Source organism: Streptomyces sp. 17_S59 (genome assembly GCF_056930295.1).
In genome coordinates this window covers 5,750,945-5,776,046 of sequence record NZ_JBXOWD010000001.1, presented here as the reverse complement: position 1 = coordinate 5,776,046, position 25,102 = coordinate 5,750,945, and the positions used below count along the sequence as shown (strand labels likewise).

Annotated in this window: 30 protein-coding genes and 1 pseudogene; 18 read left to right on the top strand and 13 right to left on the bottom strand. The window is 69.5% G+C overall.

All coding sequences use genetic code 11. The annotated features are described in order from the left end of the window. Positions 1-29 precede the first annotated feature (29 nt). Positions 30-1,376 carry a diaminopimelate decarboxylase gene (lysA, locus tag AC1Z4A_RS26290; protein ID WP_483682340.1) on the top strand — a complete coding sequence of 449 codons (1,347 nt, stop codon included), beginning with the start codon at positions 30-32 and terminating at the stop codon, positions 1,374-1,376. A gap of 15 nt (positions 1,377-1,391) precedes the next feature. Here lysA and AC1Z4A_RS26285 read toward each other — a convergent pair whose 3' ends face one another. Next, complete coding sequence (locus AC1Z4A_RS26285; RefSeq protein ID WP_483682339.1) at positions 1,392-1,874, bottom strand: DUF1453 domain-containing protein; 483 nt, start codon at positions 1,872-1,874, stop codon at positions 1,392-1,394. An 88-nt stretch (positions 1,875-1,962) separates the two neighbouring features. Between AC1Z4A_RS26285 and AC1Z4A_RS26280 the strand changes: the two genes are divergently transcribed. Then, a complete protein-coding gene (locus AC1Z4A_RS26280; protein WP_483682338.1) occupies positions 1,963-2,577 on the top strand; it encodes a TetR/AcrR family transcriptional regulator in 615 nt (204 codons plus the stop codon). A gap of 97 nt (positions 2,578-2,674) precedes the next feature. Next, positions 2,675-3,727, top strand: a complete 1,053-nt coding sequence (locus AC1Z4A_RS26275) for a methyltransferase (protein ID WP_483682337.1) — start codon at positions 2,675-2,677, stop codon at positions 3,725-3,727. 19 nt (positions 3,728-3,746) lie between these two features. Here AC1Z4A_RS26275 and AC1Z4A_RS26270 read toward each other — a convergent pair whose 3' ends face one another. The 3 genes from AC1Z4A_RS26270 to AC1Z4A_RS26260 all read right to left on the bottom strand — a co-directional run bounded on the left by AC1Z4A_RS26270 (position 3,747) and on the right by AC1Z4A_RS26260 (position 7,552). Further along, positions 3,747-4,556, bottom strand: a complete 810-nt coding sequence (locus AC1Z4A_RS26270; RefSeq protein ID WP_483682336.1) for an MgtC/SapB family protein — start codon at positions 4,554-4,556, stop codon at positions 3,747-3,749. 540 nt (positions 4,557-5,096) lie between these two features. Further along, a complete protein-coding gene (locus tag AC1Z4A_RS26265) occupies positions 5,097-6,938 on the bottom strand; it encodes a trypsin-like serine protease (RefSeq protein ID WP_483682335.1) in 1,842 nt (613 codons plus the stop codon). 113 nt (positions 6,939-7,051) lie between these two features. Then, positions 7,052-7,552 (bottom strand): MarR family winged helix-turn-helix transcriptional regulator, encoded by a 501-nt coding sequence (locus AC1Z4A_RS26260; RefSeq protein WP_483682334.1) that lies wholly within the window; start codon positions 7,550-7,552, stop codon positions 7,052-7,054. Positions 7,553-7,676: 124 nt separating this feature from the next. Between AC1Z4A_RS26260 and AC1Z4A_RS26255 the strand changes: the two genes are divergently transcribed. Together AC1Z4A_RS26255 and AC1Z4A_RS26250 are read left to right on the top strand one after the other, a co-directional pair. Next, complete coding sequence (locus tag AC1Z4A_RS26255; RefSeq protein ID WP_483682333.1) at positions 7,677-7,997, top strand: DUF1330 domain-containing protein; 321 nt, start codon at positions 7,677-7,679, stop codon at positions 7,995-7,997. Positions 7,998-8,141: 144 nt separating this feature from the next. Next, positions 8,142-8,537 carry a hypothetical protein gene (locus AC1Z4A_RS26250; protein WP_483682332.1) on the top strand — a complete coding sequence of 132 codons (396 nt, stop codon included), beginning with the start codon at positions 8,142-8,144 and terminating at the stop codon, positions 8,535-8,537. 41 nt (positions 8,538-8,578) lie between these two features. On the opposite strand, the gene dmpI is transcribed toward AC1Z4A_RS26250, so the two are convergent. Together dmpI and AC1Z4A_RS26240 are read right to left on the bottom strand one after the other, a co-directional pair. After that, entirely contained in the window at positions 8,579-8,761 is a 183-nt protein-coding gene (gene dmpI / locus AC1Z4A_RS26245; RefSeq protein ID WP_483682331.1) for a 4-oxalocrotonate tautomerase DmpI, read from the bottom strand. A gap of 229 nt (positions 8,762-8,990) precedes the next feature. After that, positions 8,991-9,425 (bottom strand): hypothetical protein, encoded by a 435-nt coding sequence (locus AC1Z4A_RS26240; RefSeq protein ID WP_483682330.1) that lies wholly within the window; start codon positions 9,423-9,425, stop codon positions 8,991-8,993. Positions 9,426-9,589: 164 nt separating this feature from the next. On the opposite strand from AC1Z4A_RS26240, the gene AC1Z4A_RS26235 reads away from it, so the two are divergent. Further along, complete coding sequence (locus AC1Z4A_RS26235) at positions 9,590-10,864, top strand: NsdA family TPR-like regulatory protein (protein ID WP_483682329.1); 1,275 nt, start codon at positions 9,590-9,592, stop codon at positions 10,862-10,864. Here AC1Z4A_RS26235 and AC1Z4A_RS26230 read toward each other — a convergent pair. After that, positions 10,845-11,516, bottom strand: a complete 672-nt coding sequence (locus AC1Z4A_RS26230; RefSeq protein ID WP_483682328.1) for an HAD family hydrolase — start codon at positions 11,514-11,516, stop codon at positions 10,845-10,847. The two genes, AC1Z4A_RS26235 and AC1Z4A_RS26230, sit on opposite strands and share 20 nt — an antisense overlap. A 199-nt stretch (positions 11,517-11,715) precedes the next feature. On the opposite strand from AC1Z4A_RS26230, the pseudogene AC1Z4A_RS26225 reads away from it, so the two are divergent. The 3 genes and pseudogenes from AC1Z4A_RS26225 (at position 11,716) to AC1Z4A_RS26215 (ending at position 13,162) form a co-directional block, all read left to right on the top strand. Continuing rightward, positions 11,716-12,029 (top strand): annotated as a pseudogene (locus tag AC1Z4A_RS26225) (4a-hydroxytetrahydrobiopterin dehydratase). 88 nt (positions 12,030-12,117) lie between these two features. Beyond that, positions 12,118-12,789, top strand: coding sequence for an HAD family hydrolase (locus AC1Z4A_RS26220; protein ID WP_483682327.1), 672 nt, complete (start codon positions 12,118-12,120; stop codon positions 12,787-12,789). 55 nt (positions 12,790-12,844) lie between these two features. Continuing rightward, entirely contained in the window at positions 12,845-13,162 is a 318-nt protein-coding gene (locus AC1Z4A_RS26215; RefSeq protein WP_483682326.1) for a 4a-hydroxytetrahydrobiopterin dehydratase, read from the top strand. Positions 13,163-13,175: 13 nt separating this feature from the next. On the opposite strand, the gene AC1Z4A_RS26210 is transcribed toward AC1Z4A_RS26215, so the two are convergent. Next, positions 13,176-13,319: a hypothetical protein gene (locus AC1Z4A_RS26210; RefSeq protein WP_483682325.1), complete on the bottom strand. Its 144-nt coding sequence runs from the start codon at positions 13,317-13,319 to the stop codon at positions 13,176-13,178. A 144-nt stretch (positions 13,320-13,463) separates the two neighbouring features. Here AC1Z4A_RS26210 and AC1Z4A_RS26205 point away from each other — a divergent pair, with 144 nt between their 5' ends. Then, positions 13,464-13,907, top strand: a complete 444-nt coding sequence (locus AC1Z4A_RS26205; protein WP_483682324.1) for an RICIN domain-containing protein — start codon at positions 13,464-13,466, stop codon at positions 13,905-13,907. Between the two features lie 78 nt (positions 13,908-13,985). Here the strand turns inward: AC1Z4A_RS26205 and AC1Z4A_RS26200 are convergent, their stop codons facing one another. Together AC1Z4A_RS26200 and AC1Z4A_RS26195 are read right to left on the bottom strand one after the other, a co-directional pair. Continuing rightward, on the bottom strand, positions 13,986-14,159 hold the full coding sequence (locus AC1Z4A_RS26200; RefSeq protein WP_483682323.1) for an SDR family oxidoreductase: 174 nt from the start codon (positions 14,157-14,159) through the stop codon (positions 13,986-13,988). A gap of 26 nt (positions 14,160-14,185) precedes the next feature. Next, a complete protein-coding gene (locus AC1Z4A_RS26195; protein ID WP_483682322.1) occupies positions 14,186-14,656 on the bottom strand; it encodes a hypothetical protein in 471 nt (156 codons plus the stop codon). 326 nt (positions 14,657-14,982) lie between these two features. On the opposite strand from AC1Z4A_RS26195, the gene AC1Z4A_RS26190 reads away from it, so the two are divergent. From AC1Z4A_RS26190 to AC1Z4A_RS26175, 4 genes are all read left to right on the top strand, one after another. Next, the gene (locus AC1Z4A_RS26190) at positions 14,983-16,239 is read left to right on the top strand and encodes a serine hydrolase domain-containing protein (RefSeq protein ID WP_483682321.1); all 1,257 of its coding nucleotides are present in this window, start codon (positions 14,983-14,985) and stop codon (positions 16,237-16,239) included. Between the two features lie 4 nt (positions 16,240-16,243). After that, on the top strand, positions 16,244-17,032 hold the full coding sequence (locus AC1Z4A_RS26185) for a MerR family transcriptional regulator (protein ID WP_483682320.1): 789 nt from the start codon (positions 16,244-16,246) through the stop codon (positions 17,030-17,032). A 150-nt stretch (positions 17,033-17,182) separates the two neighbouring features. Beyond that, positions 17,183-17,683 (top strand): N-acetyltransferase family protein, encoded by a 501-nt coding sequence (locus AC1Z4A_RS26180; RefSeq protein WP_483682319.1) that lies wholly within the window; start codon positions 17,183-17,185, stop codon positions 17,681-17,683. Positions 17,684-17,741: 58 nt separating this feature from the next. Next, positions 17,742-18,338 (top strand): HD domain-containing protein, encoded by a 597-nt coding sequence (locus AC1Z4A_RS26175; protein WP_483682318.1) that lies wholly within the window; start codon positions 17,742-17,744, stop codon positions 18,336-18,338. A 37-nt stretch (positions 18,339-18,375) separates the two neighbouring features. Here AC1Z4A_RS26175 and AC1Z4A_RS26170 read toward each other — a convergent pair whose 3' ends face one another. Beyond that, positions 18,376-19,137 (bottom strand): SDR family oxidoreductase, encoded by a 762-nt coding sequence (locus tag AC1Z4A_RS26170; protein WP_483682317.1) that lies wholly within the window; start codon positions 19,135-19,137, stop codon positions 18,376-18,378. A gap of 179 nt (positions 19,138-19,316) precedes the next feature. Here AC1Z4A_RS26170 and bla point away from each other — a divergent pair, with 179 nt between their 5' ends. From bla to AC1Z4A_RS26150, 4 genes are all read left to right on the top strand, one after another. Continuing rightward, positions 19,317-20,240 (top strand): class A beta-lactamase, encoded by a 924-nt coding sequence (bla, locus tag AC1Z4A_RS26165; RefSeq protein WP_483682316.1) that lies wholly within the window; start codon positions 19,317-19,319, stop codon positions 20,238-20,240. Positions 20,241-20,436: 196 nt separating this feature from the next. Further along, positions 20,437-21,693 (top strand): neprosin family prolyl endopeptidase, encoded by a 1,257-nt coding sequence (locus AC1Z4A_RS26160; protein WP_483682315.1) that lies wholly within the window; start codon positions 20,437-20,439, stop codon positions 21,691-21,693. 32 nt (positions 21,694-21,725) lie between these two features. Next, positions 21,726-21,941 (top strand): hypothetical protein, encoded by a 216-nt coding sequence (locus AC1Z4A_RS26155; RefSeq protein WP_483682314.1) that lies wholly within the window; start codon positions 21,726-21,728, stop codon positions 21,939-21,941. A gap of 20 nt (positions 21,942-21,961) precedes the next feature. After that, positions 21,962-22,309 (top strand): DUF1036 domain-containing protein, encoded by a 348-nt coding sequence (locus AC1Z4A_RS26150; protein ID WP_483682313.1) that lies wholly within the window; start codon positions 21,962-21,964, stop codon positions 22,307-22,309. A 32-nt stretch (positions 22,310-22,341) separates the two neighbouring features. Here the strand turns inward: AC1Z4A_RS26150 and AC1Z4A_RS26145 are convergent, their stop codons facing one another. Beyond that, positions 22,342-23,478, bottom strand: coding sequence for an XdhC family protein (locus AC1Z4A_RS26145; protein ID WP_483682312.1), 1,137 nt, complete (start codon positions 23,476-23,478; stop codon positions 22,342-22,344). A 33-nt stretch (positions 23,479-23,511) separates the two neighbouring features. After that, the gene (locus AC1Z4A_RS26140) at positions 23,512-24,972 is read right to left on the bottom strand and encodes an NCS2 family permease (protein WP_483682311.1); all 1,461 of its coding nucleotides are present in this window, start codon (positions 24,970-24,972) and stop codon (positions 23,512-23,514) included. Positions 24,973-25,102: the final 130 nt, after the last annotated feature.

Sequence of the window (25,102 nt, the reverse complement as noted above, 5' to 3'; positions counted from 1 at the left end):
ACCGAGCCCCCGCACCGCAGGAGTTCACCATGTCCGTCCCCCTGGCCCCCCTGCCCCTGCCGCCCCGCCCCGGGGATCCGGCGCCCTCCCCCGTGTGGCCCGCCTCCACCCGTGTGCTGCCCTCCGGCGACCTGGCCGTCGGCGGCGTCGCCCTCGCCGAGCTGGCCGACCGCTTCGGCACCCCGTCCTACGTCGTCGACGAGGACGAGGTCCGGGCGCGGGCCCGCGCCTGGCGGGCGGCGCTGCCGGAGGCCGATGTCGCCTACGCGGGCAAGGCGTTCCTCTCCCGCGCCATGATCCGCTGGGTCGAGGAGGAGGGGCTGAGCCTGGACGTGTGCTCGGCCGGCGAGCTGGAGCTGGCCGCACTGGGCGGCTTCCCGGCCGAGCGCATGATCCTGCACGGCAACGCCAAGAGCCCGGACGACCTGCGCACCGCGCTGCGGCTCGGCGTGGGCCGGATCGTCATCGACGGCACCGGGGAGATCGCGCGGCTCGCCGCCCTGGTCCCGCCCGGCGCCCGGCAGCGGGTGCTGGTGCGGGTGGTACCGGGGGTCGAGGCGGGGGCTCATGCGGCGGTGCGGACCGGTGTGGAGGGCCAGAAGTTCGGGCTCTCCGTCGCGGGCGGGGAGGCGGAGGACGCGGTGGCGCGCGTCCTGGGCCAGCCCAGGCTGGAGCTGGTGGGCCTGCACTGCCACCTGGGCTCGCAGATCGCCTCGCTCGACCCGTACGTCACCGCCGTGCGGCGGCTGGTGCCACTGCTGGCCCGGCTGCGTGACCTGCACGGCGTGACGTTCCCCGAACTCGACCTGGGCGGCGGCTTCGCCGTGGCCTACCGCGACGGCGACCCGGTCCTCGACCCGCGCGCGTACGCGGCCCGCGTCGGCGGCGAGCTGGCGCAGCTGTGCGCCCGTGCGGACCTGCCGGTGCCCCGGCTGACCGTGGAGCCGGGCCGCTGGATCGCGGGCCCGGCGGGCGTGGCCCTGTACCGGGTCCTCGCGGTGAAGTGCTCGGGGGACCGCACGTTCGTGGCCGTCGACGGCGGCATGAGCGACAACCCCCGGCCGGCGCTCTACGGCGTCCGCTACACGATCCGGCTGGTGGGCCGCGCCGCCGAGGCGCCCGCGCGCCCGGTCACGGTGGTGGGCCGGCACTGCGAGGCGGGCGACGTGCTCGCGGAGGACGTGCCGCTGCCGGGCGACGTCCGGCCCGGCGACGTGCTGGCCGTGCCCGCGTCGGGTGCGTACCAGGTGTCGATGGCGTCGGCGTACAACCTGGTCGGGCGGCCGCCGGTGGCCGCCGTGGCGGGCGGCCGGGCGCGGCTGCTCGTACGGCGGGAGACGCTGGCGGACCTGCGGAGCCGCGACGTGGGGGACTAGGGGGTGTCCGGTGGGTCAGCGGCGGCCGGCGCGCTCCGGGGCGAACGGGATGCCGGAGGCCAGTGCGCGGGCCCCGATCACCAGCGCCTCGCCGAGGAAGCCGGCGCCGATCGACAACTGCATGGGCCGCGCCCCCTCGTGCATGCCCAGCGCCGCCGCGAGCACCCCGAAGCCGCCCATGACCGCGAGGGACAGCCCGAGGACGAGGAACGTGCGGCCGGTGTAGCGCTGCCACAGCACGCCCTCCTTCTCGAAGATGTGGATGGTCGTGCCGCGCAGGGCCCCGAAGGCGATGCCGAGGACGGTGCCGGACACGGTCCAGGCGATGTCGGTACCCGTGAGGCCGTGGGCCTTGGCGACCGTCCAGACGCCGATGCCGGTGAGCACCAGGGGCGGGACGAACAGGTCGCGTGCGTTGAGCGGTTCGCCCGTCACCCTCTTGACGATCACGCCGACGGCGACGACGGCGATGATTCCGGCGGTCAGCCAGGAGTTCACTTCCCCACCCCTATCAACTCCCACAACAACTTTTATAGCTCGGTCGTGCCAAAAAAGAATTTAGCCTGGTCGTGCTATAAAAGGCAACATGCCAAAGATCGTCGACCGCGAGGCCCGCAGGCAGGCCGTGGCGGACGCGGTGTTCCGCGTCGCCGCCCGCGACGGCCTGGAGCACGCCTCGCTGCGCAACATCGCGGACGAGGCGGGGCTCGCCATCGGCTCGGTGCGGCACTACTTCACCGGCCACGGCGAGCTGATGATCTTCGCCATGGACGAACTGGCCCGCCGCATCACGGAACGCGTGCGCGCCCACGCCGAGCGCCTCCTCGACCCGGCCCTGCCCGGCGCCGACCGCCGGGCGGGCACCGAGGCGCTGCTGGCGGAGTTCCTCCCCCTGGACGAGGCCCGGCACGAGGAGGCCGCCCTCTGGCTGGCCTTCACCACGGCCGCCCGCACCCGCCCCGAGCTCCGCCCCCGCGCCGAGCAGTCGCAGCAGGGCATGCACGACCTGCTGACCCGGGTGCTGAGCGAGATGCGCGGCGCGGACGGACTGGCGGAGGGCCTGGACGTCGAGGTGGAGGCGCTGCGGCTGTCGGCCCTGCTGGACGGGCTGACGCTGCAGGCCGTCCTGCAGCCCGGACACGTCACGCCGGAGGCGATGCGCCGGGTGCTGGTACGTCACCTGGCCTCGTTGAGGCCGTAACCAATCGCCCCCGCCGCCCCCTCGTTGCACACGCCGCCCCGGCGGACTTAGGTTGATCTGTCTTCCATCGATCCACCAGGCGATTGAGAGGGACGGCATGACGACGAACGCGCAACCGCCACACGACGACTCGCAGGCCCGGGCAGTCATCGCCCAGCTCATCTGGGGTCACAAGAGTTCCTGCATCGCAAGCACAGCGGTCCGCCTGGGCATCGCGGATCACCTCGGCGACGGCGAGCGGACGGCCGACGAGATCGCGGCGCGCTGCGGCACCCAACCCGAGCCCACGCGGCGGCTGTTGCGGACGCTCGCCTCGTTCGACCTGGTCACCGAGGTACGGGCGGGAGTGTTCAGGCTCGCACCCGCGGGGCAGCTGCTGCGCTCCGACCACCCGGAGACCCAGGTCTCCTTGGTGCGGCACTTCACCGGGCCCGCCATGGTGCGGACCTGGGAGCACCTGGAGGACAGCCTGCGCACAGGGCAGCCCGCCTTCGACGCGCTCTTCGGCCACGACTACTTCAGCCATCTCAAGGAAAACCCCGAGATGTCGGCCGACTTCAACGCCGCGATGAGCGAGAGCACCCGCCTGGTGGCCGAAGCCGTCGCCGCCCACTACGACTTCGGCCGGTTCGGCACCGTGGTGGACGTGGGGGGCGGGGACGGCACCCTGCTGTCGTATGTCCTGCGGGCACACCCCGGGCCCCGGGGGATCGTCTTCGACACCGCGGAAGGACTCGCCCAGGCCGGGGCCAGACTGGCCCGGGAGGGCCTGACCGACCGCTGCGATCTGCGGGCGGGCGACTTCTTCGCGGGTGCCCCGGACGGCGGGGACCTGTACCTGCTCAAGAGCGTCGTCCATGACTGGAGCGACGCCCGGTGCACGGACATCCTGCGCGGCATCCGCCGCGTCATTCCCCCCGGCGGCCGGCTGCTCATCGTCGAGCCCGTCCTGCCCGACGTGGTGGACCCGGCCACCGCGCAGCCCCACCTCTTCCTCAGCGACCTCAACATGCTGGTGAACGTGGGCGGCCGGGAGCGGACGCGCGGGGACTTCGAGGAGCTGTGCACCGGAGCCGGATTCTCCGTCACCCGGGTCGTCCCCCTGCCGTCACCCAACGCCTACGCACTCGTCGAGGCCGAGCCGGCCTGATCCGGGCGCGCCCCGCCCCTCACCACCGGGTGAACAGGTTCCGCACCCGGCGACGGCCCTGGCGTCCCCCGCCGTAGCCGTTGCCCGGCGTGCCGTTGTCGTCATCGTCGTCCGGGCCGCGCAGCACCGTCCAGCTCACCGCGGAGACGGCGGGCTCCAGGGAGAGCCGGCTCACTGCCTCCTCCAGGAGGCTGTCGTCCCGCCGCTCCGTGGTCAGCTCGGCCGCGACGGTCACCTTGCCCGGCGTGTCCGCGTCGCGGCTGTGCACCGAGCGCAGCCGGAAGCCGGGGCGGCCCACGGCCTGGACGACGAGGGTGCGGACGTGGGCCTCCTCCGGCTCCGTGCACACCACCTCGAAGTGGTAGTCCGTGGACACCTCGACACCACCGTGCGGCCCCCGGTCCAGGCCCCGGGCCAGCGGCCGCAGCAGCGTGTTGGCGCCGACCACCCCGATGGTGCCCAGCCCGGCGAGCACGTACAGGCCCGTGCCCGCGAGGGCACCCACGGCCGCCGAACACCACAGCGTGGCTGCGGTGTTGAGACCGCGGACGCTCAGCCCGTCGCGCATGATGACGCCCGCGCCGAGGAAACCGATGCCGGAGACGATCTGCGCGGCGACGCGCGAGCCGTCGTAGCCGGTGGTACTGGTCGCGCTGCTGAAGCCGTACGTCGACAGCAGGACGAAGAGGGCGGACCCGGCCGCGACGAGCGCGTTCGTACGGAGTCCCGCCATCCGGGCCCGCCACTGGCGCTCCAGGCCGATGACCGCGCCGAATCCCAGTCCGGCGCCGATGTTGGCCGCCAGGTGCCACTCGTTGACGTATGCCATGGTCCGCTCTCCTCCGTCTCTGCAGTCGCTCTCTTATCGGCGGGTCACCGCCACGTGCTGAACCGGCGGACGGGCCGGGGGCGGCCGACTGCGTGAGGCCTGTACGGGCGCGACCGTCACGGGGCGCGAAGAGGCCCCAAGGGCAGCCCGGTGAAGACTGAAAACTGAATGCTGAATAAGGCCGGGAAACACGGCCGGCTCAGGGAAATGCGCGCGACAGCGCCACGGGCGTCACGGCCCGGCTGCGTCGGCTGCTCAGGAACTCAGAGCGAGGCGAGTGCGCTGAGGCGAGGACTTCCCTCGGGACTCCGACTGGTCATCCCGATCACCTCCTCGCTCGTACGGACAGCGCGGGTGCCGGACGGCGGGCAAGCCGCAGCGGGCCGGAACGGCACCTTCGGCCACCCAGCATGCCATAGCTCGTACGGGTGACCACCCTGGGCGGGTAACAACGGCATGAAACGCGTCGTGGGCGGCAACGGGGTTCGTTGCCGCCCACGACGGACGCCGACCGGGGCCTCGACGGGCCGCGGCCTGCAGTCAGTTGGCCGACTGGACCAGCGGGGTCCAGGCGCCGAGGGCATCGGCGGTCGTGCCCTCGTAGAGCGAGGTCTCCCCGTCGGACCAGCGCACCAGCAGGTCGTCCGGCCGCCCGCTCGCGCTGAAGTCGCCGGCGGCCATGGCGGAGGGCCGGCCCCAGGCGGGGTTGGGGCCTTGGAGGCGGCTACGGGTGCCCAGACCGGCGCTCGTCACACTCCAGGAGTCCAGCGAGCCGTCGGCCTGGCGGACCAGCAGACCGGCACGCGGCTGCCCGGCGTACCGGGCGCCCGCGAGGGCGACGGTGCCCTTCCAGGCCGCCGATCCGGACGGGGCCAGCCGGGTCTCCTTGCCGGTGCTGTTGGCGGTCACGCCGCTGTAGAGGGACAGCTCGCCGTCGGACCAGCGGACGACGAGGTCGGCGGCCTTGTCACTGGAGTTGAAGCCGCCCGCCGTGATCTGGGTGGCATGCTTCCAGATCGAGCCGGATCCGGCGAGCGTGTACTCCTTGCCGAAGCCCGCCGTGCCGTCGACGCCGGAGAAGAGGCTGAGCTTGCCGGTGTCCCAGCGCACCAACAGGTCCGAGCGGCCGGTGCCGGTGAAGTCACCCCCGGTGACGGCCTCGGCGTGGGTCCAGAAGCTGCCCTTCCGGGCCAGTTGCGCCGGGGCGCCGAAGCCGCCCTTGCCGTCGCCCGGGTAGACGGTCACGGTGCCGTCGGCGCCGACGGTCAGGAGATCGTCCCGCCCGTCTCCGGTGTACTCGCCGGTGGCGACGTGCCGGACGCCCTGCCAGTCCGCCGGGGTGCCGGGCAGGCGAGGGGTGTCGGCGGGGGGCTGGTACGGGGTGGTGCGTACGGGCGTGCGGCCGGCGACGGCGTCCTGGTAGAGGGCCTGGATCTCGCCGTCGTAGACGGGCGAGTAGCTCACCCAGTCGTCGTTGCCCAGGTCCCCGCCGCCGTGGAAGCCGCCTATGTTGCCGATGACGTCCCCGGTGCGGGACTTGGCGTCGTAGTTGGCGATCCAGGGACTGCCGGAGACTCCGCTGTAGTAGCCGCCGCACAGCATCTGCAGCTGGCGGAAGCCCGCGAGCCGCGTGGTGGGCACGGTACAGCTGATGGCCTTCTGCCCGGGATTGTGCGAGATGGGGTAGCCGACGACGGTGACGGTGTCGGCCCAGCGGGGCGTGGGGGTCAGCCGGAGGGCGCCGGTGCGGTCCTCGACGTTCGCGCCCTGGGTGTCGGGAGCGAGGCGGGCGAAGGCGAAGTCCAGGTTGCCGTCGGGGCCGGTGCTGTTGGCGGTGTAGCGGGGGTCGGTGAACACCTTGTCCACGGGGAAGACGCCGTAGGGCTGGTGGGCGGCGTCCTTGCCCTTGACGTACTGGGGCACGAAGATGCGCTGCCCGCCGCGGGCCATGGCCTTGCCGCAGTGCCCGGCGGTGAGCACGAGGTTGCGCCCGGCACTGTGCACGACACTGGCGGTGCAGTAGGTGGCGCCGAACTGGCCGCCGCTGCTGAAGAACGTCCCGACCATGGGAATGCCGTCGCCGTAGGCGCCCTGGGGCGTCCCGGCCGGAGCGGGGGCGGCGACGCCGACACGGGGCGCCCCGGCGAGCCCGCCCCGCGGCTTCCCGATGGGCGCCTGGGCGTGCCCGGCCTCGACCGGCTGGGCGGCGGCCAGGCGCTCGGCGGTCCAGTACTTCGCGGCGGCGCGGGCGCCGTCGCCCTTGGGCGAGGGTTCGGCGGCGGCCACGGTGGCGGTGGCGGTCGTACCGCAGGCGGCCATGCAGAGGACGATGGCGAGGTGGCGGGCCCGGGGCCGGGTCCGGCCGGATCTGGAAGGCAGCAAGGTGACTCTCTGGGGGCGGCGGCATCGGTTGAACGGTTCGCACATTTGACCATGTGCAGATCAACCATCCGCTCGGGGGTGCCGGGTGCGGCGGTCGGACCCCGGGAAGAACTTCAGGGCCGGTCGTCGAGAGATAGCAGAAGTTTGCGCAACAGGGTTCCGAGAAGGGCGCGCTCGTCCGGGCTCAGCCCCTCGATGAGGCTGAGTTCGTTGGCGAGATGACCCTCGATGAGGCCGTCGGCCAGGCGGCGGCCCTCGGCGGTGAGGGTGGTGCGGACGAGGCGCCGGTTGCCGGGGTCGGTGGCACGGGTGACCAGCCCCTTGGCGACGAGGCGGTCGATCCGGTTGGTCAGCGCACCCGGGGAGATCATCGCCGCCCCGGCCAGGTCGCTCATCCGCAGGGTGCTGCTGTCGCCGGCCCGCAGCAGGGTCGCGAGCACGTCGTACTCCCAGGACTCCAGGCCGTGGGCCGCGAAGTAGTCCTTGATGCCCTGTTCCAGCAGCCGGGAGGCACGGAAGATCCGAAGCACTACGCCGATGGGCGAGGTGTCCAGGTCGGGCCGGACGGCACCCCATCGCTCGACGATCTCGTCCACTGCGTCTGCGTCGTTCACGCCGCCACTCTAACAAAGCTTCGACATCGAACTGTTTGACATCGACACCGGGCGGACCTAGCGTTCACTTCGGCGCACTCATTTCGACGTCAAAACATTCTCCATCGAAGGGTTAGCTCAGCTCATGTCTCTGCCTCTGCCTCTGCCTCTGCACTACGTGGTCATCACCCGGACCGACGACACCCCCGACAGCGACCTCGGGCACTACCTGGCCAACGTGGGCCAGACCCTGGAGCCTTTCCGCGGCCGCCTGCTGGCCTTCGATGCGCCGCAACGGCTGGAGGGTGCCAGGGAGTTCACGAAGACGGCGATCCTGGAGTTCCCGTCCGAGGAAGCGGCCCGCGGCTGGTACGGCTCGGACGCCTATCAGGAGCTGGCGGCCTGGCGCATCGCAACCATCGGCAGGCCGGTGGACTTCAGCCTCGTGAGCGGCGTACAGGCGTAGCGGACCGGGCCTCCGAGGCCCCTGCGTACCGCCGTGGCCGACAATCGATCACCCCCTGCCGACCTGGTCACGACCCGGCCCGGGGTTCTGCGAGACTCCCGGCGCAAGGTCGGAATCAATCATTCATCCATTCAAGGAGTCTTCGTGTCGCAACGCGCCTTACGCCTCGGTCTGGCCGCTCTGACCGTCGTCGGTCTCTCGGCCTCCGTGGCACCCGCGGCGTCGGCCTCCGACACCTCTGCGGTGAAGTGCCGGAAGGGCGACTTCTGCCTGTTCAGCGGCCCGCACCAGACCGGGAAGGTGCTCTACCGCCTCGACGTGAAGGTCACCCGGACCGGCTTCAGCTTCCCCGAGGTCGACGCCCTCGAGCCGCCGCTCCGACCGCTGTCGGCGCACAACCCGATCCCCGACTCCTTCGGCTGCATCGTGCGGCTCAACGACAAGGCGCACTTCGCGGGCGACGAGCAGGAGATCGTCGGCTTCGGCGACAAGGAACTGACCGGCGCGCCGGTCGCGTCGATGACGCCCGACTGCGGCTGACCACCCCGCCGGGGGCCGGGCCGGGTGGCCCGGCTCGCCCGTTACTTGTCGGCGGTGAGCTTCCCGGCCGCGCCCCAGCTGTCGGCGGGCACCTCGTGGATCCAGACCTGCACGCTCTCGGCCGGGACCCCGAGGGTGTCGACGAACGAGTCGGTGATCTGCTTGACCAGCTCGCGCTTCAGCTCGACGCTGCGGGGGCCCTGCTGAACGGTGACGATGGGCATGACGCTCTCCTCTTCGACAGCGGCGGTTCCCGGCCGTTCCGGGCTGCTCACCGCGTGACTCGCATGACTCCATCTCAGCGGGCGGCGGCCGCGGGTCCCAGAAGCAATTCGCGATGGGACCGATCACGAATCGAGATGACGGGCGGTTGGCGTGCGGAGGCGCCAGTCGATCGACACGTGATCGGCCGACCGCCGGGCCGCGGCGACGAACGCCCGCAGCCTGCCCGGGTCACAGAGACCCTGTTCGCCCTCGGGCGGCGTGAGGACCCAGTACGTGCCGGGCGGGTCGGCACGGTGCGGCGCAGGGACGGTAGTGGCCGGGACCGAGACCTTCGAAGCCGGGCTCGTCCCATGCGGCAACGGTACCGGGCGGCACGAGCGCAAAGTACCGACGGCGGTACGGGTCGGCGATGACGGCCTCGTCGATGCCGGCCTGGCGGAAGACGCACTCGACGGACTCGCGACTGTCGCCACCGGCGAGTTCATACACGGTGTCCGCGGGCAGGCGGACTGCTTCCACGTGGATGCCCATGCGGATCATTGCGGGCTCGTCCCGCATCCAGGCTTCCTTCGCGTCGCGGGGGTGGAGTTGGCGGGAGACCAGCCATTGGGCGGAGAGCGTGTGCATTGCGGGCTCCAGGTTGTCGCCGGGCGGATCGGCCAAGAGGCCATCTCTCCCAGCTTCGCCCTCATGGGGTGCCGCTACGAGGACTTCAATGGGGCGTCAAAAGGACCTCGATAGGGCGTCCGATGCACCAAAGGAGTGAACAACGCCCGTGCAGCAGCGTACGGTTGGAACCTCGCCACCATGTCCCGTGGGAGGCATTCATGTCACGGTCGGCTGGAAACACACGACTCAAGGCCGCACGCCTCGCGGCTGGCTATACGTCACAGCAGCAGCTCGCCGATGCCATCACGCACGTGGCGCCTCAACTGGGCCTGCGTGGCGTGACGATGGGAGTCCGGCAGGTCCGTCGCTGGGAATCACCCACTCCTCCGTGGCCGCAGCCCGACATCGGCAGGGTTCTGACTCACCTGCTCGGCCAGAGTCTTGAGGAACTCGGCTTCACGCCGCCTTGGGGGCCGGGTGAGGACCGGCCTGACCCAGTGCGGCGCAGCCTTGTCGCGGGTACAGCCGCAGCAGTGGGCCTCGCCGCTGTTCCTGTCCGAGCTGCTGCCTCTCCGCAGCCCGAGACGGTCGGACGTGACTTCAGCAGTGTGACTCGGTCCCACCGGCGGATGTACTGGAGCGTCGCTCCCGTCACGCTCCATCCAGCCGTGCTGGGGCACGCCCGTCTCGGCTGCGCTCTGCTGCCGGAAACGACGGGTGGATGCCACCGCGTTCTCGCCGCCTCGTTGGCTGAGTCGTTCCTCCTGGCAGGACGGATCGAGTTCTTCGATCTGCAACAGCCGGACCAAGCGGGTGAGACGCTTCTTCGCGCGCTGCAGGCAGCCGGGGAAGCGGATGATCCGCTCCTCGGCAGCGCGATCCTCGCGCACACCGCCTTCATCCCCGGTTGGGCCGGCCAGCAAGACGAAGCCGCCGAGCGTATGGTGGCCGCGCGTGCCTACGCTCGTCGCAGCCACGCCTCGGCCGAGTTCCTCGCCTGGCTCGACGCGGTCGAGGCCGAATGCGAGACACGTTGCGAAAACCACCGAACCGCACTGAATCTCATCGCCCACAGCGAGGACATCATCGCGGCGGGGTCCGACGTCCCGTCCCCTCCATGGCTGGACTGGTTCGACGCGACAAGGCTTGCAGCGTTCAAGGGCAACACCCAGCTCAAGGCCGGGCACCTTCCACAGGCCCGTGAAACGCTCCTCCACGTACTCGGCGAATTGCCGGTGGAGTCCGACAAGCAGCGTACGGTCGTACTCGGCGACCTCGCCGCCGTGGAAGTCGCCGCCGGTCATCCGGAGAAGGCATGCGCATACGCGATCCGTGCCCTCGACCAGCTTGCGGTCACTTGGTACGCCACGGGCATGGATCGGGTCCGGGAGGTCAGACGCTTGCTCGCCCCATGGCAGCATGAGCGATGCGTCCGCGACCTGGACGACCGACTGTACGGATGGGGTACGACGGTCAGCGCTCTCCGGCGTTGAACTTGTCGATCTTCTCGGGAAGCTCGGCAAGGCTGTCGATGCGGAACGTCGGCAGTTCCGTCGCTGCCGGGTCGCACTGCTGGATGGTGCCCCAGGGACCACGTCGGATCAGAGCCGTTCGCATCCCTGCGGCGACAGCGGGCCGGATGTCGTTGTCGAGCCGGTCACCGACGTACAGCGTTTCGTGAACCTCGAAAGGCACGACCTCCGCCACGCGCACGAAGAACTCCGTGTCTGGCTTGCTCGCCCCCCAGTCGTCGGACGTGCCGATGAGATCGACGTCTTGCGCGAACAGTTCCCGCAGCAGACTGCCTGCGCGCACCGTCTGGTTGCCCGCGATAGCAAGCCACAGACCGGCGTCCCGCAGCTCACGCAGTGCCGGACGCACATCGGGGTAGAGGTCGTCCTCGCCGAACCATTCCGGCTGCCCCGTAGCGGCCCGTTTCTCGCGTTCCTCGTACAGATCGAAGCCAGGCCGGAACACCTGAAACGTTTCCCGGTAGTCCTGGCCCCGTGCAATGACAGCACCGAACATCGCGGCGAACGTGTGCCGGGGCACGCCCAGCCAGTCGGCCCAAGTCCCGTACTCGCGGGTCTCGTCCACAAGGCACTCGCCGACGTCGAACACCACAGCCCTGATCACGCTGGGCATGGTAGAGCAGTTTGCAGGCGCTGGGCCACCTACCGCTGCCTCCTGTGCGCAGGCGGTCAGTATGTGCCGCCGGACGCCGTGTCCGTTCGCATGTAGCAAGAGCTGGCAGCGCTGCGCCAGGTGATGCAACCGTGGCACGATGCAACGATCGGGCAGGACCTCGACGAGGTGCTGGCGCCGGTGAGCGAGAGGGGATGACGTGGCCAAGGGTCCGCTCACACCACTGACGAACGAAGAGATCAGCCAGCGGCTGCGGAGTTCACCGGGTTGCGGGAACAGGACCGGATCACAAGGACGTTTGATATCCGCTACCACGGTGATGTCGCACTGATCGTTCACGTCGCGGACGCCGAACGTCTCATCGGTCATCACGCCGACATCGACCTCCGGTGGGACCACATCCGCTTCTCGATCACCACGCACGACGCCGGATACAAACTCACGGTCGCCGACTTCGATCTCGCCGACCGGATCGACGCCATTGCCCAGGCGCACGGGGCACAGCCTCATTGATCAAAGGCCCCCGTGCTCGCGGTGCGCCCCGGGCGAGAATCGGGTCGGGAGGTCAGGTGCCCAAGCTCCAGTCCAGCCCGGGGTGGAAATGACAACGCAGCTGGTCCTCTGGGACATCGACCACACTCTGATCGACACACGAGGGGTGGGGCGCTCGCTCTTCGCCGAGGCCTTTCAGCGAGTCACCGGCATGCAGCTGGAGCGGCAGCCCCGCATCGACGGACTGACCGAACCAGTGATCTTCCGCGAGACAGCGAAGATGCACGGACTGCGCACCGGTCGCGAAGAGTTCGAGGCTTTCGCCGACGCGCTCGCCGAAGTACATCTCCGGCACGCTGCCGAATTGCGCGAGCGAGGGTGTGCCCTACCCGGAGCCCCAGCGGTGCTCGAAGGGCTGGGGCAATTTCCCGGTGTCACGCAAACGGTGGTCACCGGCAACATCCGCGTCGCGGCCGAGATCAAGCTCGCGGCATTCGGCCTCGACGACCATCTGGACCTTGGGCTCGGCGCCTTCGGCGAGGATGCCGACGAACGGGCCTGTCTGGTGACATTGGCCCTGCAACGGGCAGGCTGCCCGTCAACCGACGCCGTCCTCGTCGGCGATACGCCGGCCGATGTACGGGCTGGGCTGTCGGCCGGGGTGCGTGTTGTAGCGGTCGCCACCGGACGGAGTACTGAAGAGCAGCTGCGTGCTGCCGGCACGAGGACGGTCCTCGCAGACCTGGCCGCGGCCCAGCATGTCATCAGCCTGATCATCTGACACTGGGCCTACCGGCGGCATGACGTGCTGGTATCCGTGACCGAGAGGGGACGACGTGGCCGAGGTTCCACTCACACCACTGACGGACGAAGAGATCAGTCAGCGGCTGCGGAGAACACCGGGTTGGCAGCGTGAACAGGACCGGATAACAAAGACGTTCGGGATCCGCTACCACGGTGGTGTCGCACTGATCGTTCATGTGGCGGACGTCGAACGACTCGTCGGCCACCATGCCGACATCGATCTCCGATGGGATCACATCCGCTTCTCGATCACCACGCACGACGCCGGACACAAGCTCACGGACGCCGACTTCGATCTCGCCGACCGGATCGACGCCATTGCTCGGGCTCACGGGGCACAGCCCCATTGAACCAGGACTGCCGTCAGCACGCTCCGGCGTTGAGCTTGCCGATTTCCTCGGGAAGCTCGGCAAGGCTGTCGATGCGGAACGTCGGCAGCTCCGTGGCTCCCAGGTCACCCTGCTGGATGGTGCCCCAGGGCCCGCGCCGGATCAGAGCGGTTCGCATCCCTGCGGCGCCCCGGTTGACGCAGCCGGTCGGGAGCCACCCCGCGCGTGGCCGTAACCGTACCCACCCCGTGGACGATCACGATCAACATCGCTACGGTCCGCCTCCGGGGGCGACGGCGCCCCCTCCCCAGAGAGGACACCCATGACCGCGATCACCGGCTTCCACACCCTGACCTCCGTCAAGAGCGGCAAGCTCCTGGACGTGGCCGGGGCCAGCACCCAGGACGGCGGCAACGTCTACCAGTGGGAAGCCAACGGAACCGACGCGCAGGCGTGGGAGTTCCTGCCCGGCGGCGAGGAGGGCGTCTACCTGCTGCGCGCCCGGTGCAGCGGCAAGGTCCTGGACGTGCACGACGGCAGCACCGAGAACGGCGCCAGCGTCATCCAGTGGACGGCCAAGGACGACCGTCCCGGCCAGAAGTGGCGGCTGACCCCGCTCGGCGGTGACGTCTACACGCTCACCAACGTCCACAGCGGCAAGCTCCTGGACGTCTACGACAACGGCCTGGACAACGGAACGAACGTCATCATCTGGGGCTCCAACAACGGAGACAACCAGAAGTGGCGGCTGACGGCCGTCAAGTAGTCGAGACAGCCGCAGCCCGGGGCACCGTGCGCCGACGGTGCCCCTCTTGCATGCCACCCGGGCTCCGACGGCGGCCGTTCAACTCGCCGTGCCGACGAGGCCGCCGTTGACGTAAACGGTCTGTGCCGCGATCCATTTCGCCTCGGGCGAAGCCAGGAAGCGGACGACCGGCACGACGTCGTCCGGGTCGCCGATGTCGCCGTTGCTGCTCATGCTCTTCAGCCAGGCGATGTTCTCGTCAGCGCCGAGCATCCAGCCGCCTCGGAAGGGCGGCAGGGCTAGGCCGGCGCGCCGTCCGTGACAGTGCTCGCGGTCTGAGGTGTTCTGCAGGCATCGTCACCGCCGGATGCCAGGGCTCGGCGCAGCGGAAAAGCAGTGAGCAGGACGAGGATGCCGAAGAGGGTGATCGGCAAAAGCCCGACCGGCCGGAGAAACGCCGCAGGATGCGCCAATACGGCCCTCCATTCGAGGACCCAGTTGCCGACCAGGTCCGCGAGCATGACCACGGCAGCGAGTAGTGGTCCACCTGGGCGGGCTCGAATACTCAACAGGGCGACCAGAGGATCCATCAGTAGGAGCGCATGGAAGAGCAGTTGGACGGGCATGGGCGCGTAGCTGTAGGCATGCAGACCGCCGGCCGCCAGACAGTACGCATGCCATCCGGTCCCTTCAAGGAATCCGATCGCGTAGGCTGCCGCCACGCACCGGACCCATACCGGATAAACCCCCCACCGCATGATGGTCACCATAGCGTGTTCTTGAACGTGGGCCTCGACCGACGACCCAAACGTGATCACCCGGGCGACTCCTACGCGTGCCTGACCGCATGGGGTGATGAACTGTCCGAGCTTGCCGAACGAGTTGCTGTGCGCGGACTGCCATGTGCAAGTACGACTCGCCGACAGGGTTGAAGAACAAGCGAGCAGAAGCCGACGTCGGCAAGGCCGACGCAAGTTGACCTTGACCTTGGGGCAGGGCTCACACTCGTCGCATGGCCGCTCTCGAAGGGGCCGGCAGCCGCCGTTGTGCTTTCGAGGTGCGCCGAACACGTACTGTCGTGAGACAAGGAATGACCATGGGTGAGTCCCTCCACACCGTCAAGAGCAACAGGGTCCGGATGCCGCTGGTCTTCCTGCGACTGGGGGTCACGGCGGTGGCGGTCACACTGCTGGCCGGGGTGGCCGCACCCGGCGTGGCCACCGCGGACAGCAGCGTGACCGTGCCGAAGGCCGCTGCCGAGCAGGATTACCCGGAACTGCAGAAGGCCCTCCAGGAGATCATCGATTCCGGCTTCGCCGGGGTGCAGCTGCGCGTGCACGATGAACGGGGCGAGTGGGTCGGCAGCGCCGGGGTGCGCAAGCTGGGCGAGGCCGCGAAGCCGCCGACGAACGGGCGGTTCTGGATAGGCAGCACCACCAAGACCTTCACCGCGACCCTGATGTTGCAACTGGTGGCCGAGGGCAGGATCGGGCTGGACGCCCCGGTGGCCGGCTATCTGCCCCGGCTCGGGCTGGACCGTCGGATCACGGTGCGGATGTTGCTGCAGCACACCAGCGGGTTGTTCAACTACGCAGGCGGCGAGCACTACGACGACGGGACGTTCGTGCCGGGGATCCCCGCGGCGGACAAGGAGTGGGTGGACAACCGGTTCCGCACCTACCGGCCGGAGGAACTCGTGCGGTTCGCGTTGTCCAAGCGGGCGCGGTTCGAGCCAGGGACGGGCCAGAGCTACTCCAACACCAACTACACGCTGGCCTTGCTGCTGATCGAGAAGGTCACCGGCCGCTCGTACGCCGAGGAGATGCAGCGGCGGATCCTGCGGCCGCTCGGACTGCGGGGCACCACTGTGCCGGGCAGCCGGACGTGGATCCCCGGGCCGCACGCCCACGGCTACTACCGCTACCAGGACGCAGGTCAGTGGAAGGTGGTCGACGCCACCCGCCAGAACCTCTCCCTCCTGGCCGGCGCCGGTGACATGATCTCGACCACCCGGGATCTCCACACGTTCTTCTCCGCGCTGCTGGGCGGCAAGCTCCTGCCGGCCCCGCTGCTGGCCGAGATGCGCAAGCCACAGGGGAAGCTCGGCTACGGTCTCGGATTGTGGGTGCAGGACGTGGGCCCGGGCTGCGGCGGCACCATCGTCCACCACAACGGCGGTGCCCCGGGGGGCTATGGGGCGCTGATGATCAGCACGGCCGACGGCAGGAAGACCTTGACCGCTTCGATAACCACCGGGGACGCCGCAATCGACCCGAAGACGGAGTTCGGGAAGGCGACGCAGAAGCTCATCAAGAATGTGTTCTGCGATACGCACGCCCACGGAGTCCACTGACGACATGACAGACGGCATCACCATCGGCCAAGCTGCGGCATTCGCCGGCGTCACGGTGAAGACCATCCGGCACTATCACCAGCACGGCCTGATCGACGAACCCCGCCGCGACAGGTCCGGCTACCGACGCTACGGATCGGCCGACCTGCTGCGGCTGATCCAAGTCCGGACGCTGGCCGGCGCAGGCGTACCGCTGGCCGGGATCGCGGCCATACTGGACGCCGATCCGGACCGGTTCGCCGCCGCGCTCGTCGACGTCGAACAGCAACTCACCAGCCGGATCGACGAACTAATCGCACGGCGCGACATGTTGCGCCGACTCGCCAACGGCGACCGGGCCCTGCTGCCCGACCGCGCCTGCGCGTTCCTGGACCGGATGCCCGGCCTCGGATACACCGCGGACGACGTGACCACGGTCCGAGAGGCCCTGGTACTGGTCAGGGCCTTGGTACCAGAAGGCTTCGACGGCTATCTCGCCCGGATCGAGCGCGGCCTCGACGACCCCCTGTACGTCTCCTTGATCCAACGCTGCTGGCGCGCCGGCGATTGGGAACCCGACGACCCCCGGATCGACGAACTCGCCTCAGCCCTGGCCGACCACTTCCTGGCCGATCCCTCCCTGCTGCCCGTCCTGACCGGACTCCAGGACCGCGACGACGGCACGGTCCGATACGAGCTGCTCACCCACCACGGAGAAGACCGGAAGCCGGCCTGGGCCCGACTGGCCGTGTTGATCGAGGCACATCTTCGCTCGGCGGGCATCGAAATCGCGTACCGGACTCCGACCGGCTGAGCCCTGCAGCCGCGCCCCTGGCTCGTCTTCACATCCGGCCACGAGAGAGCCGGAGGGCGCCGGGGATCAGAGAAATGCCCTCTCAGTAGACTTCACGACGCCGCCCAACCGGCCCCTTCAGTAACCCCATTGACTCCGAGAGGGAACGACATGCCCGAGCTGCGCCAGGCCCGCGTCTCCGACCACAGCACGATCGTCACATGCGTGCAGCAGTGGTGGGGAGACTCGCGTACCCCCACGCAGGCCCGCGAGCTTTCGCTGCTGCTCCCCAAGCTGTTCTTGCAGTTCTTCTCCAGCACAAGCCTGGTCCTGGAGGACGAAGCCGGTATCAGGGCGTTCCTCGTTGGTTTCCATGCCGGCGACAACGACGAAGAGGCGTACATCCACTTCGTGGGAGTTGACCCGGATCTTCGTGGGCAGGGGGCAGCCCGCCGTCTGTACACGGCCTTCTTCCAGCGTGCCGCCGAGGCAGGCCGCACTGAAGTGCGTGCGATCACCTCGCCGGGAAACACCGGATCCATCGCCTTTCACCGCGCTATGGGGTTCACCTTCGAAAGCGGGGACCGAGTGATCGATGGCCTCCCCCTGCACAGCAACTACGACGGTCTTGGTCAGGACCGGGTGTGCTTCTACAAGAAGATCGCCCGCTGATCCACAATCACCACCTTGCCGAACGCGACAACGTCAACTTCGTTGCTACGCTGACGCGGTGAGCCTCCCGACGCCCCACGTCATCCGCGCACTGCATGAGAAGTACGCACCCACACAGGAAGCGTTCGACCTCGTCTACACGCACTGCGAAGTGATCTGGGGCATCGCAGAACAACTCCTCGCCGCCAACGGCCACCAGCTCGACACACAGCTGGTGCGCGCAGGAGCCCTCCTCCACGACATCGGCGTCTACCGCCTCTACGACCGCTCAGGCCGGCTCGACCAGACCCGGTACATCCAGCACGGCGTCCTCGGACACGACATCCTGCGCGCCGAAGGCCTCCCAGAGCGTCTGTGCCGCTTCTGCTCCTGCCACACAGGAGTCGGCCTCACCAAAGCCGACATCCAGAAGCAGCAACTCCCGCTCCCCATCGCCGACTACCTCCCCGAAACCCCCGAGGAGCAGCTGGTCATGTACGCGGACAAATTCCACACCAAGACCACCCCGCCGAAATTTCTGTCGGCCGACACCTACGCCACATACGTCCGGAAATTCGGTCAAGACAAAGCCGATATCTTTCAGGCGCTACGCACCCGATTCGGCGAACCCGACCTCAAACCCCTCAGCACCCGATACGGCCACGTCCAGACCTGACCCAAACACAGTCCGGTTTGCCTGACGCCCGTCGGGATCAGCTGGCACTGCCGACGAGGCCACCGTTGACGAAAACAGTCTGCGCCGTAATCCACTTCGCTTCGGGCGAGGCGAGGAAGCGGACGACCGGCACGACGTCGTCCGGGTCGCCGATGTCGCCGTTGATGCTCATGCTCTTGAGCCAGGCGATGTTCTCGTCGGTCTCGGCGGGGTAGAAGAAGCTGGTCTTCAGCGGGCCCGGGGCAACGCAGTTGACGGTGATGCCACGGCCGCCGATCTCCTTGGCCAGAGCCTTTGTGTAGTGCTCCAGCGGGCTCTTGCTCCCGGCGTAGCCGCCGTACGTGGGGGCGGTCACGGCCACGATCGTGGTGATCAGGTTGAGGATGCGGCCGTGGTCGGCCATCTTCGTGGCCGCTTCCCGCATGAGGAAGAACGGGATCTTCGCATTGATGGCGAACATCCGGTCCCACTCGTCCTCGGTGAACTCCGCGATCGGTTTGCGGACGATCATGCCGGCCGTGTTGATCAGGATGTCCCACCGTCCGAACTGCTCCAGGGTCGCGTCCACCAGCGCAGTGACCCGGTCCACCCGGGTCAGGTCTCCCTGCCACGTCGCGGCCTTCACGCCCAGGGCGGCAAGGCCCTCGGCCACTTGCTCGGCCTGATCCCGCTTGTGGTCACTGTTGTAGTGGGCCATCACGTTGGCGCCGTCCCCGGCCAGAGCGGTGGCGAATTTCTGGCCCAGGTTGGCGGATGCGCCCGTGACGATGGCGGTCTTGCCGTTCAGTGCACCGGTCACCGCGTTCTCCTCACTCGGGTCATGGCCGGATTCCTGCTGGCTGAATGCAGCCACTCATCCAGGCTGAGGCGCCTGCTGGAAGGTCGCAAACGCACATGTCACCAATTTTTGTGGAACTGATCGATCCGATGAGACGTCCTGACTCATACCCGAGCACAATCAGGAAGGAACGAACGAACTTGGACGCCACCGGAGCACGCCTCTCGCGCCGCACCATTCTGACCGTGGGCACCGGCACCATGCTTGCCGCCGCCTTCTCCGCCGGAGGGAGAGCAAGCGCTTCGGAGCCCAGCCAAGACGCTTTGGTCCGGAAATTGGCGGAACTCGAGCAGAAGCACTCCGTGCGCCTTGGCGTGTTCGCGTACTCCACGGCCACGAAACTGTCCGTGGAGTACAACGCGGACAAGCCTTTCCCGATGTGCTCCGTCTTCAAGACGCTCGCCGCCGCGGCAATCCTGCAGCGGGATCAGGACGGAGAACTCCTCCGCAAGCGCATCCGGTACACGGAAGCACAGGTCAACGAGTCCGAATACGGTCCCGTCACCGGACTGGCCGGGAATCTCGCGCACGGCATGACCATCGAGCAACTCTGCGCCGCCGCCGTCAGTCAGAGCGACAATGCGGCCGCCAATCTCCTGCTCCACGAACTCAAGGGCGATCGTGGCCCCGAGGCCGTCACCGACTTCTGCCGGTCGATCGGGGACGACACGACCAATCTCACGCGGTGGGAGCCCAAACTGAACCTGGTGGACCCGGACGGCAAAGCCGACATCACCAGCCCCCGGGCCATCGGGCAGACCTACCAGAAGATACTTCTCGGCAACGTGCTCCCCCATGCAGACCGCAAACTGCTGACCGGCTGGCTGCTGGCCAACACCACCAACATCGAGCGCTTCCGCAAGGGCCTCCCCGGCTGGACCCTGGCCGACAAGACCGGCGGAGGGAAGGACTACGGGGTCGCCAACGACGTGGGTGTCGTCCGGCCTCCGCACGGGGAGCCGATCGTGCTGGCCGTGCTTTCCACGGGGCTGACCGCCACCGCGCCGACGGACAACGCGCTGGTCGCCGAGACCGCCGCACTCGTGGGTGCGGCGCTCAGCTGATTCCCCCTGCTCACGCCCCCGGCTCCTCCTGCCGGGGGCGCGAGCGCGTACCCGGCGTTACCGTGAGAACGAGGGGTGTCCGGCCACGTCGCCCGCCGGAAGAAGTGTCGTCCTCCCCGGAGCGGGTGGTGCCGTGCGCGCGGCGCAGAGCGCGGACACCGTCACCGATCGCACCCATCGCGATGGAGGACGTGCCATGCCACGCCAGGACGACTCCCACTTCCCCACCTTCGCCAAATTCATGGACTCCCTCGCCTCGACCCGATACGAGGAATTCTCCGCCAGGGCAGCCGGCAGAGCAGTGCCCATGGCGGCAAGCGAGGGCGAATTCGCGGCGATGACGCAGCATCTCAGGAGCCTCTACGAGGGAATCGAGGTCCCCCACAGCTTCGTCGACGACAACGGGCAGGTATTCGACTGCGTCCCCGTCGAGAGCCAGCCCGCGCTCAAGGGCACCACCGCCGTGCCCGCCACCCCGCCCGAGGCGCCGTCCGTTCCCACGCCCGGGAGCGATGCTCCGACTCTCCCGGTCCAGTCGCAGCTGCGGTCCGACCGCGTGGACAAGTTCGGGCACACGATGTCGTGCCCGCCGGGCACGATCGCCGTGCGCCGGATCACCCTCGAGGAGATGGCCCGGCAGGGCAGCCTCCAGAATTTTTTTCAAAAGGTCCCGGTGGGGAGGGGACGCCACCCAAGGCTCAGCCCTCCTGAAGTCGCGGCAGGCGTCCACAAGTACGCCCACGCCTACCAGACGGTGGACAACCTCGGCGGTCACAGCTTCGTCAACATCTGGGATCCGAACGTCGATTCGCAGATATTCTCGCTCTCCCAGCAGTGGTACGCCGGGGGATCCCCTGTGCAGACCGTCGAGTGCGGATCCCAGGTCTTCCCCGGAAAGTACGGCACCACCCAGCCGGTTCTCTTCATCTACTGGACGGCCGACGGCTACCAGAACACCGGGAATTACAATCTCGACAAGCCCGCGTTCGTCCAGACGAACTCCGCCTGGGCCATCGGCGGCACGCTGAGCCCCGTGAGCACCCCGGGCGGCGCGCAGTACGAGGTCGAGGTGACCTGGTACCTCAACGGCGGGAACTGGTGGCTCTACCTCGGTGGCACCACCGCGGCCAATGCCGTGGGGTACTACCCCGCGTCGCTGTACGGAAGCGGCCCGCTGGCCGGAAGCGCAGGGGACATCGACTACGGCGGCGAAGTGGTGGACCAGACCGCATGGCCTCCCATGGGCAGCGGCGCATTCGCCGACAGCGGCTGGCAGTTCGCCGCCTTCCACCGTGACGTCTACTACTTCGGCGTGGGCGGCGGCGCCCAGCAGGCGTCCCTGACCCTGTCCCAGCCGTCCCCGTCCTGTTTCACCACGGTCGTCGGCAATGCGCCCGACCCGTGGAACGAGTTCTTCTTCTTCGGCGGCCCGGGCGGCACCGACTGCGCCTGAGAAACAGCCACCCGCGGACCAAGGAGGCAAAGATGCCCAAGGAGCGCGAGTTCACCGTCGGTGTGGCGCCGACAGCCGATTTCGGCGCGCCGTCCGACGAGACCGCCGGCCCGAAGTCGGTGAGTGTGGCCCACCGGCCGGGAAAGGCAAGCTCGGCCGAGTTCGCCCCCGATTGGCCGGCGCAGTCCCGCACGCCGACCGGACGCGGGCCCGCCGTACGGCCGTCGTCCGGCCCCTCGGAGGGTTGAGCAGGGGAAGGAAAGAGCTGATGCTCCAGTTCGTCAACAACTACCCGCAGAATCTGAGCGTGACCATCATGTGGTTCACCCCCAACTGCCCGGACGGTGGCGACTGGACGAAGGAGGGGTGGTGGAACCTCGCCCCCAACCAGAGCGCCATCGTCTTCGGGGGTGACCTGGACGACGTCAACCGGTTCTGGTGCTTCTTCGCCCAGGCGGCGGACGGCAGGTTCTGGGCCGGTGACATCGCCCGTGACGTCCCGCCCGGGGCGTTCGAGTGGTGCGAGTGGACGAGCAGCACGGACGCCATCCGGATCGGCTACCGGGTTTTCGATGTCGGCGACAGTGACAACGTCAACGTCCTGCTGACACCCTGATGACGCGCCGGGGGGCACTGCGATCACTGCGATCAGGCCACCAGCGCCCTCCCCGCCTCGCGGTGAATGGGCCCATCCGCCCCCGTCAGCGGACCCCCCGTCCCTCCCCTCCGCGCCGCCACGATCTCCGCGGCGATGGACAGCGCCGTCTCCTCGGGCGTGCGGGCGCCCAGGTCGAGGCCGATCGGGGAGCGGAGGCGGGCCAGCCCTGCCTCGCTCACGCCCGCCTCCCGGAGGCGGGCCAGCCGGGCCTCGTGCGTGCGCCGCGATCCCATCGCGCCCACGTACGCAACCGGCAGCCGCAACGCCCGTTCCAGCAGTGGCACGTCGAACTTCGCGTCGTGGGTCAGGACGCACACCGCCGTGCGGGCGTCCACGTCCGTCGAGTCCAGGTAGCGGTGCGGCCAGTCGACGACCACCTCGTCCGCCTCCGGGAATCGCCTCGGCGTCGCGAAGACCGGCCGCGCGTCGCACACCGTCACCCGGTAGCCGAGGAACTTCCCCGCCCGCACCAGCGCCGCCGCGAAGTCGATCGCTCCGAAGACCAGCATCCTCGGCGGCGGCACGCTGCACTCGACCAGCAGCCGCACCGGCTCTCCCCCGCAGCGCGAGCCGTCCGTGCCCAGCTCCAGCATGCCCGTGCGGCCCGCGTCCAGGAGGGCTGCCGACTCGGCCGCCGCCGCGGCGTCCAGCCCGGGGCCGGCGCCCAGCGTGCCGAGCCGCGGCCCGTCGGGGCGTACGAGCAGGGCGCGGCCGGGCAGCCCGGGCGGGCCCGACACCACGCGGGCCAGGGCCGCGGTGCCGCCGCGCGCGGCGGTGGCCAGCGCCTCGGCCAGCACGCCGCGCTCCGGCCCGCCGGCCCGTACCGGCGCCACGAGGACGTCCACGGTCCCGCCGCACGTCAGCCCCACCGCGAACGCATCCTCGTCCGAGAACCCGAACCGTTCCAGCACCGGCTCCCCGGTCGACAACGCCTCGCGGCACAGCTCGTACACCGCGCCCTCCACGCAGCCGCCGGAGACCGAGCCGACCGCCGTGCCGTCGGCGTCGACGGCCAGCGCCGCGCCCGGCGGGCGCGGTGCGCTGCCGCGCACCGCCGCCACCGTGGCCACCGCGAAGTCGCGGCCCTCCGCGCACCAGTGGTGCAGTTCCCCGGCGATGTCCAGCATCACGCCCTCCCGCTCGGCTACTTGACTACTCGGCTACTTGGCACCGAGCCAGTGCTCGATGGGGTGCAGGGCGAAGTAGGCCGCGAAGACGGCGCTGAGCACCCACATGAAGAGACCCGGCTCGCGCCACTTGCCCTGTGCGGCCTTGATCGCGGTGTGGGCGATGACGCCCCCGCCGACGCCCGCCGTGATGGAGTAGGTGAAGGGCATCAGCACGACGGTCAGGAAGACGGGGACGGCCACCGCGCGGTCGGTCCAGTCGATGTGCCGGGCGTGGCTCGTCATCATCGCGCCGATCACGACGAGCGCCGCCGCCGCGATCTCGCCGGGCACGATCCTCGTCAGGGGGGTGAAGAACAGGCAGGCGGTGAAGAACAGGCCGGTCACCACGGACGAGAGCCCCGTGCGCGCGCCCTCGCCCACGCCCGTCGCCGATTCGATGAAGACCGTCTGGCCCGAGGCCCCGGCCGCTCCCCCGATCGCGCCGCCCGCGCCGTCCACGAGCAGCGCCCGGCTCAGGCCGGGCATCCGGCCCCGGTCGTCGGCCAGCCCGGCCTCCGTGCCGACGCCGATGATCGTGGCCATCGCGTCGAAGAAGCCGGCGAGGACGAGGGTGAACACGGTCATGCCGACGGTGACCGCGCCCACCGAGCCCCAGCCGCCGAACTCCACCCGGCCGAAGAGGGAGAAGTCCGGCATGGACACCGCGCCACCCTTGAGCGCGGGTGCGCCGTTCTGCCACGTCCGCGGGGGCAGTCCGCCGACCGCGTCGACGACGATGGCCAGGGCGGTGCCCACGACGATGCCGATGAGGATTGCGCCGGGGACCTCCCGGGCCTGGAGCATGAAGATCAGCAGCAGGGTGATGCAGAAGAGCAGCACCGGCCAGCCGGACAGCTCGCCCGCCGGGCCGAGGGTCACCGGGCCGCCGCCCTTCGAGGCGTGCACGAAGCCCGCCTTGACCAGGCCGATCAGGGCGATGAACATGCCGATGCCCATGGTGATGGCGTGCTTGAGCGCCAGCGGGATGGCGTTCATGACGCGCTCGCGCAGCCCGGTGAGGACCAGCAGCACGATGACCGCGCCGTAGATCACGCACATGCCCATCGCCTGCGGCCAGGTCATCTCGGGCACGACCTGCGTGGAGAGCACGCCGGACACGCCAAGCCCGGCGGCCAGGGCGAGCGGTACCTTGCCGACGAGGCCCATGAGGAGGGTGGAGACGGCCGCGGCGAAGGCCGTCGCGGTGATGAGCCCGGCCCGGCCGAGCGTGTGCTGCGCGGCGTCCGGGCCGGACAGGATCAGGGGGTTGAGCAGCAGGATGTAGCTCATTGCCATGAAGGTGGTGATGCCGCCGCGCACCTCCCGCCCCACCGTCGAGCCGCGTTCGGAGATGTGGAAGTACCGGTCGAGCCAGGACCGGCCGGCGGGTTGGCGCGAGCCCGCGCCCGCGTCGTCCGCCGTGGTCTCCGGCCGTACGGATGGCTGGGTCATGGTGCCTGCTCCCAGGGTCTGCTGAGGATTCCCGAATACACGACCCGGGGGACGGCCCGAGGCGGATTGCGTGGCGCCGTCCGGCCGCTGGGGGGTGCGCGGCCGGGAGGGCGGTCCTCAAGAGGGACGG

What these genes read in the sequence shown, in the direction of transcription:
- lysA (WP_483682340.1), top strand. Translation starts at nt 30, where the DNA reads ATGTCCGTCCCCCTGGCCCCCCTGCCCCTGCCGCCCCGCCCCGGGGAT.
- AC1Z4A_RS26280 (WP_483682338.1), top strand. Translation starts at nt 1,963, where the DNA reads ATGCCAAAGATCGTCGACCGCGAGGCCCGCAGGCAGGCCGTGGCGGAC.
- AC1Z4A_RS26275 (WP_483682337.1), top strand. Translation starts at nt 2,675, where the DNA reads ATGACGACGAACGCGCAACCGCCACACGACGACTCGCAGGCCCGGGCA.
- AC1Z4A_RS26270 (WP_483682336.1), bottom strand. Translation starts at nt 4,556, where the DNA reads ATGGCATACGTCAACGAGTGGCACCTGGCGGCCAACATCGGCGCCGGA.
- AC1Z4A_RS26255 (WP_483682333.1), top strand. Translation starts at nt 7,677, where the DNA reads ATGTCTCTGCCTCTGCCTCTGCCTCTGCACTACGTGGTCATCACCCGG.
- dmpI (WP_483682331.1), bottom strand. Translation starts at nt 8,761, where the DNA reads ATGCCCATCGTCACCGTTCAGCAGGGCCCCCGCAGCGTCGAGCTGAAG.
- AC1Z4A_RS26235 (WP_483682329.1), top strand. Translation starts at nt 9,590, where the DNA reads ATGTCACGGTCGGCTGGAAACACACGACTCAAGGCCGCACGCCTCGCG.
- AC1Z4A_RS26230 (WP_483682328.1), bottom strand. Translation starts at nt 11,516, where the DNA reads ATGCCCAGCGTGATCAGGGCTGTGGTGTTCGACGTCGGCGAGTGCCTT.
- AC1Z4A_RS26220 (WP_483682327.1), top strand. Translation starts at nt 12,118, where the DNA reads ATGACAACGCAGCTGGTCCTCTGGGACATCGACCACACTCTGATCGAC.
- AC1Z4A_RS26210 (WP_483682325.1), bottom strand. Translation starts at nt 13,319, where the DNA reads ATGCGAACCGCTCTGATCCGGCGCGGGCCCTGGGGCACCATCCAGCAG.
- AC1Z4A_RS26205 (WP_483682324.1), top strand. Translation starts at nt 13,464, where the DNA reads ATGACCGCGATCACCGGCTTCCACACCCTGACCTCCGTCAAGAGCGGC.
- AC1Z4A_RS26200 (WP_483682323.1), bottom strand. Translation starts at nt 14,159, where the DNA reads ATGCTCGGCGCTGACGAGAACATCGCCTGGCTGAAGAGCATGAGCAGC.
- AC1Z4A_RS26195 (WP_483682322.1), bottom strand. Translation starts at nt 14,656, where the DNA reads ATGGTGACCATCATGCGGTGGGGGGTTTATCCGGTATGGGTCCGGTGC.
- AC1Z4A_RS26190 (WP_483682321.1), top strand. Translation starts at nt 14,983, where the DNA reads ATGGGTGAGTCCCTCCACACCGTCAAGAGCAACAGGGTCCGGATGCCG.
- AC1Z4A_RS26185 (WP_483682320.1), top strand. Translation starts at nt 16,244, where the DNA reads ATGACAGACGGCATCACCATCGGCCAAGCTGCGGCATTCGCCGGCGTC.
- AC1Z4A_RS26180 (WP_483682319.1), top strand. Translation starts at nt 17,183, where the DNA reads ATGCCCGAGCTGCGCCAGGCCCGCGTCTCCGACCACAGCACGATCGTC.
- AC1Z4A_RS26160 (WP_483682315.1), top strand. Translation starts at nt 20,437, where the DNA reads ATGCCACGCCAGGACGACTCCCACTTCCCCACCTTCGCCAAATTCATG.
- AC1Z4A_RS26155 (WP_483682314.1), top strand. Translation starts at nt 21,726, where the DNA reads ATGCCCAAGGAGCGCGAGTTCACCGTCGGTGTGGCGCCGACAGCCGAT.
- AC1Z4A_RS26150 (WP_483682313.1), top strand. Translation starts at nt 21,962, where the DNA reads ATGCTCCAGTTCGTCAACAACTACCCGCAGAATCTGAGCGTGACCATC.
- AC1Z4A_RS26145 (WP_483682312.1), bottom strand. Translation starts at nt 23,478, where the DNA reads ATGCTGGACATCGCCGGGGAACTGCACCACTGGTGCGCGGAGGGCCGC.
- AC1Z4A_RS26140 (WP_483682311.1), bottom strand. Translation starts at nt 24,972, where the DNA reads ATGACCCAGCCATCCGTACGGCCGGAGACCACGGCGGACGACGCGGGC.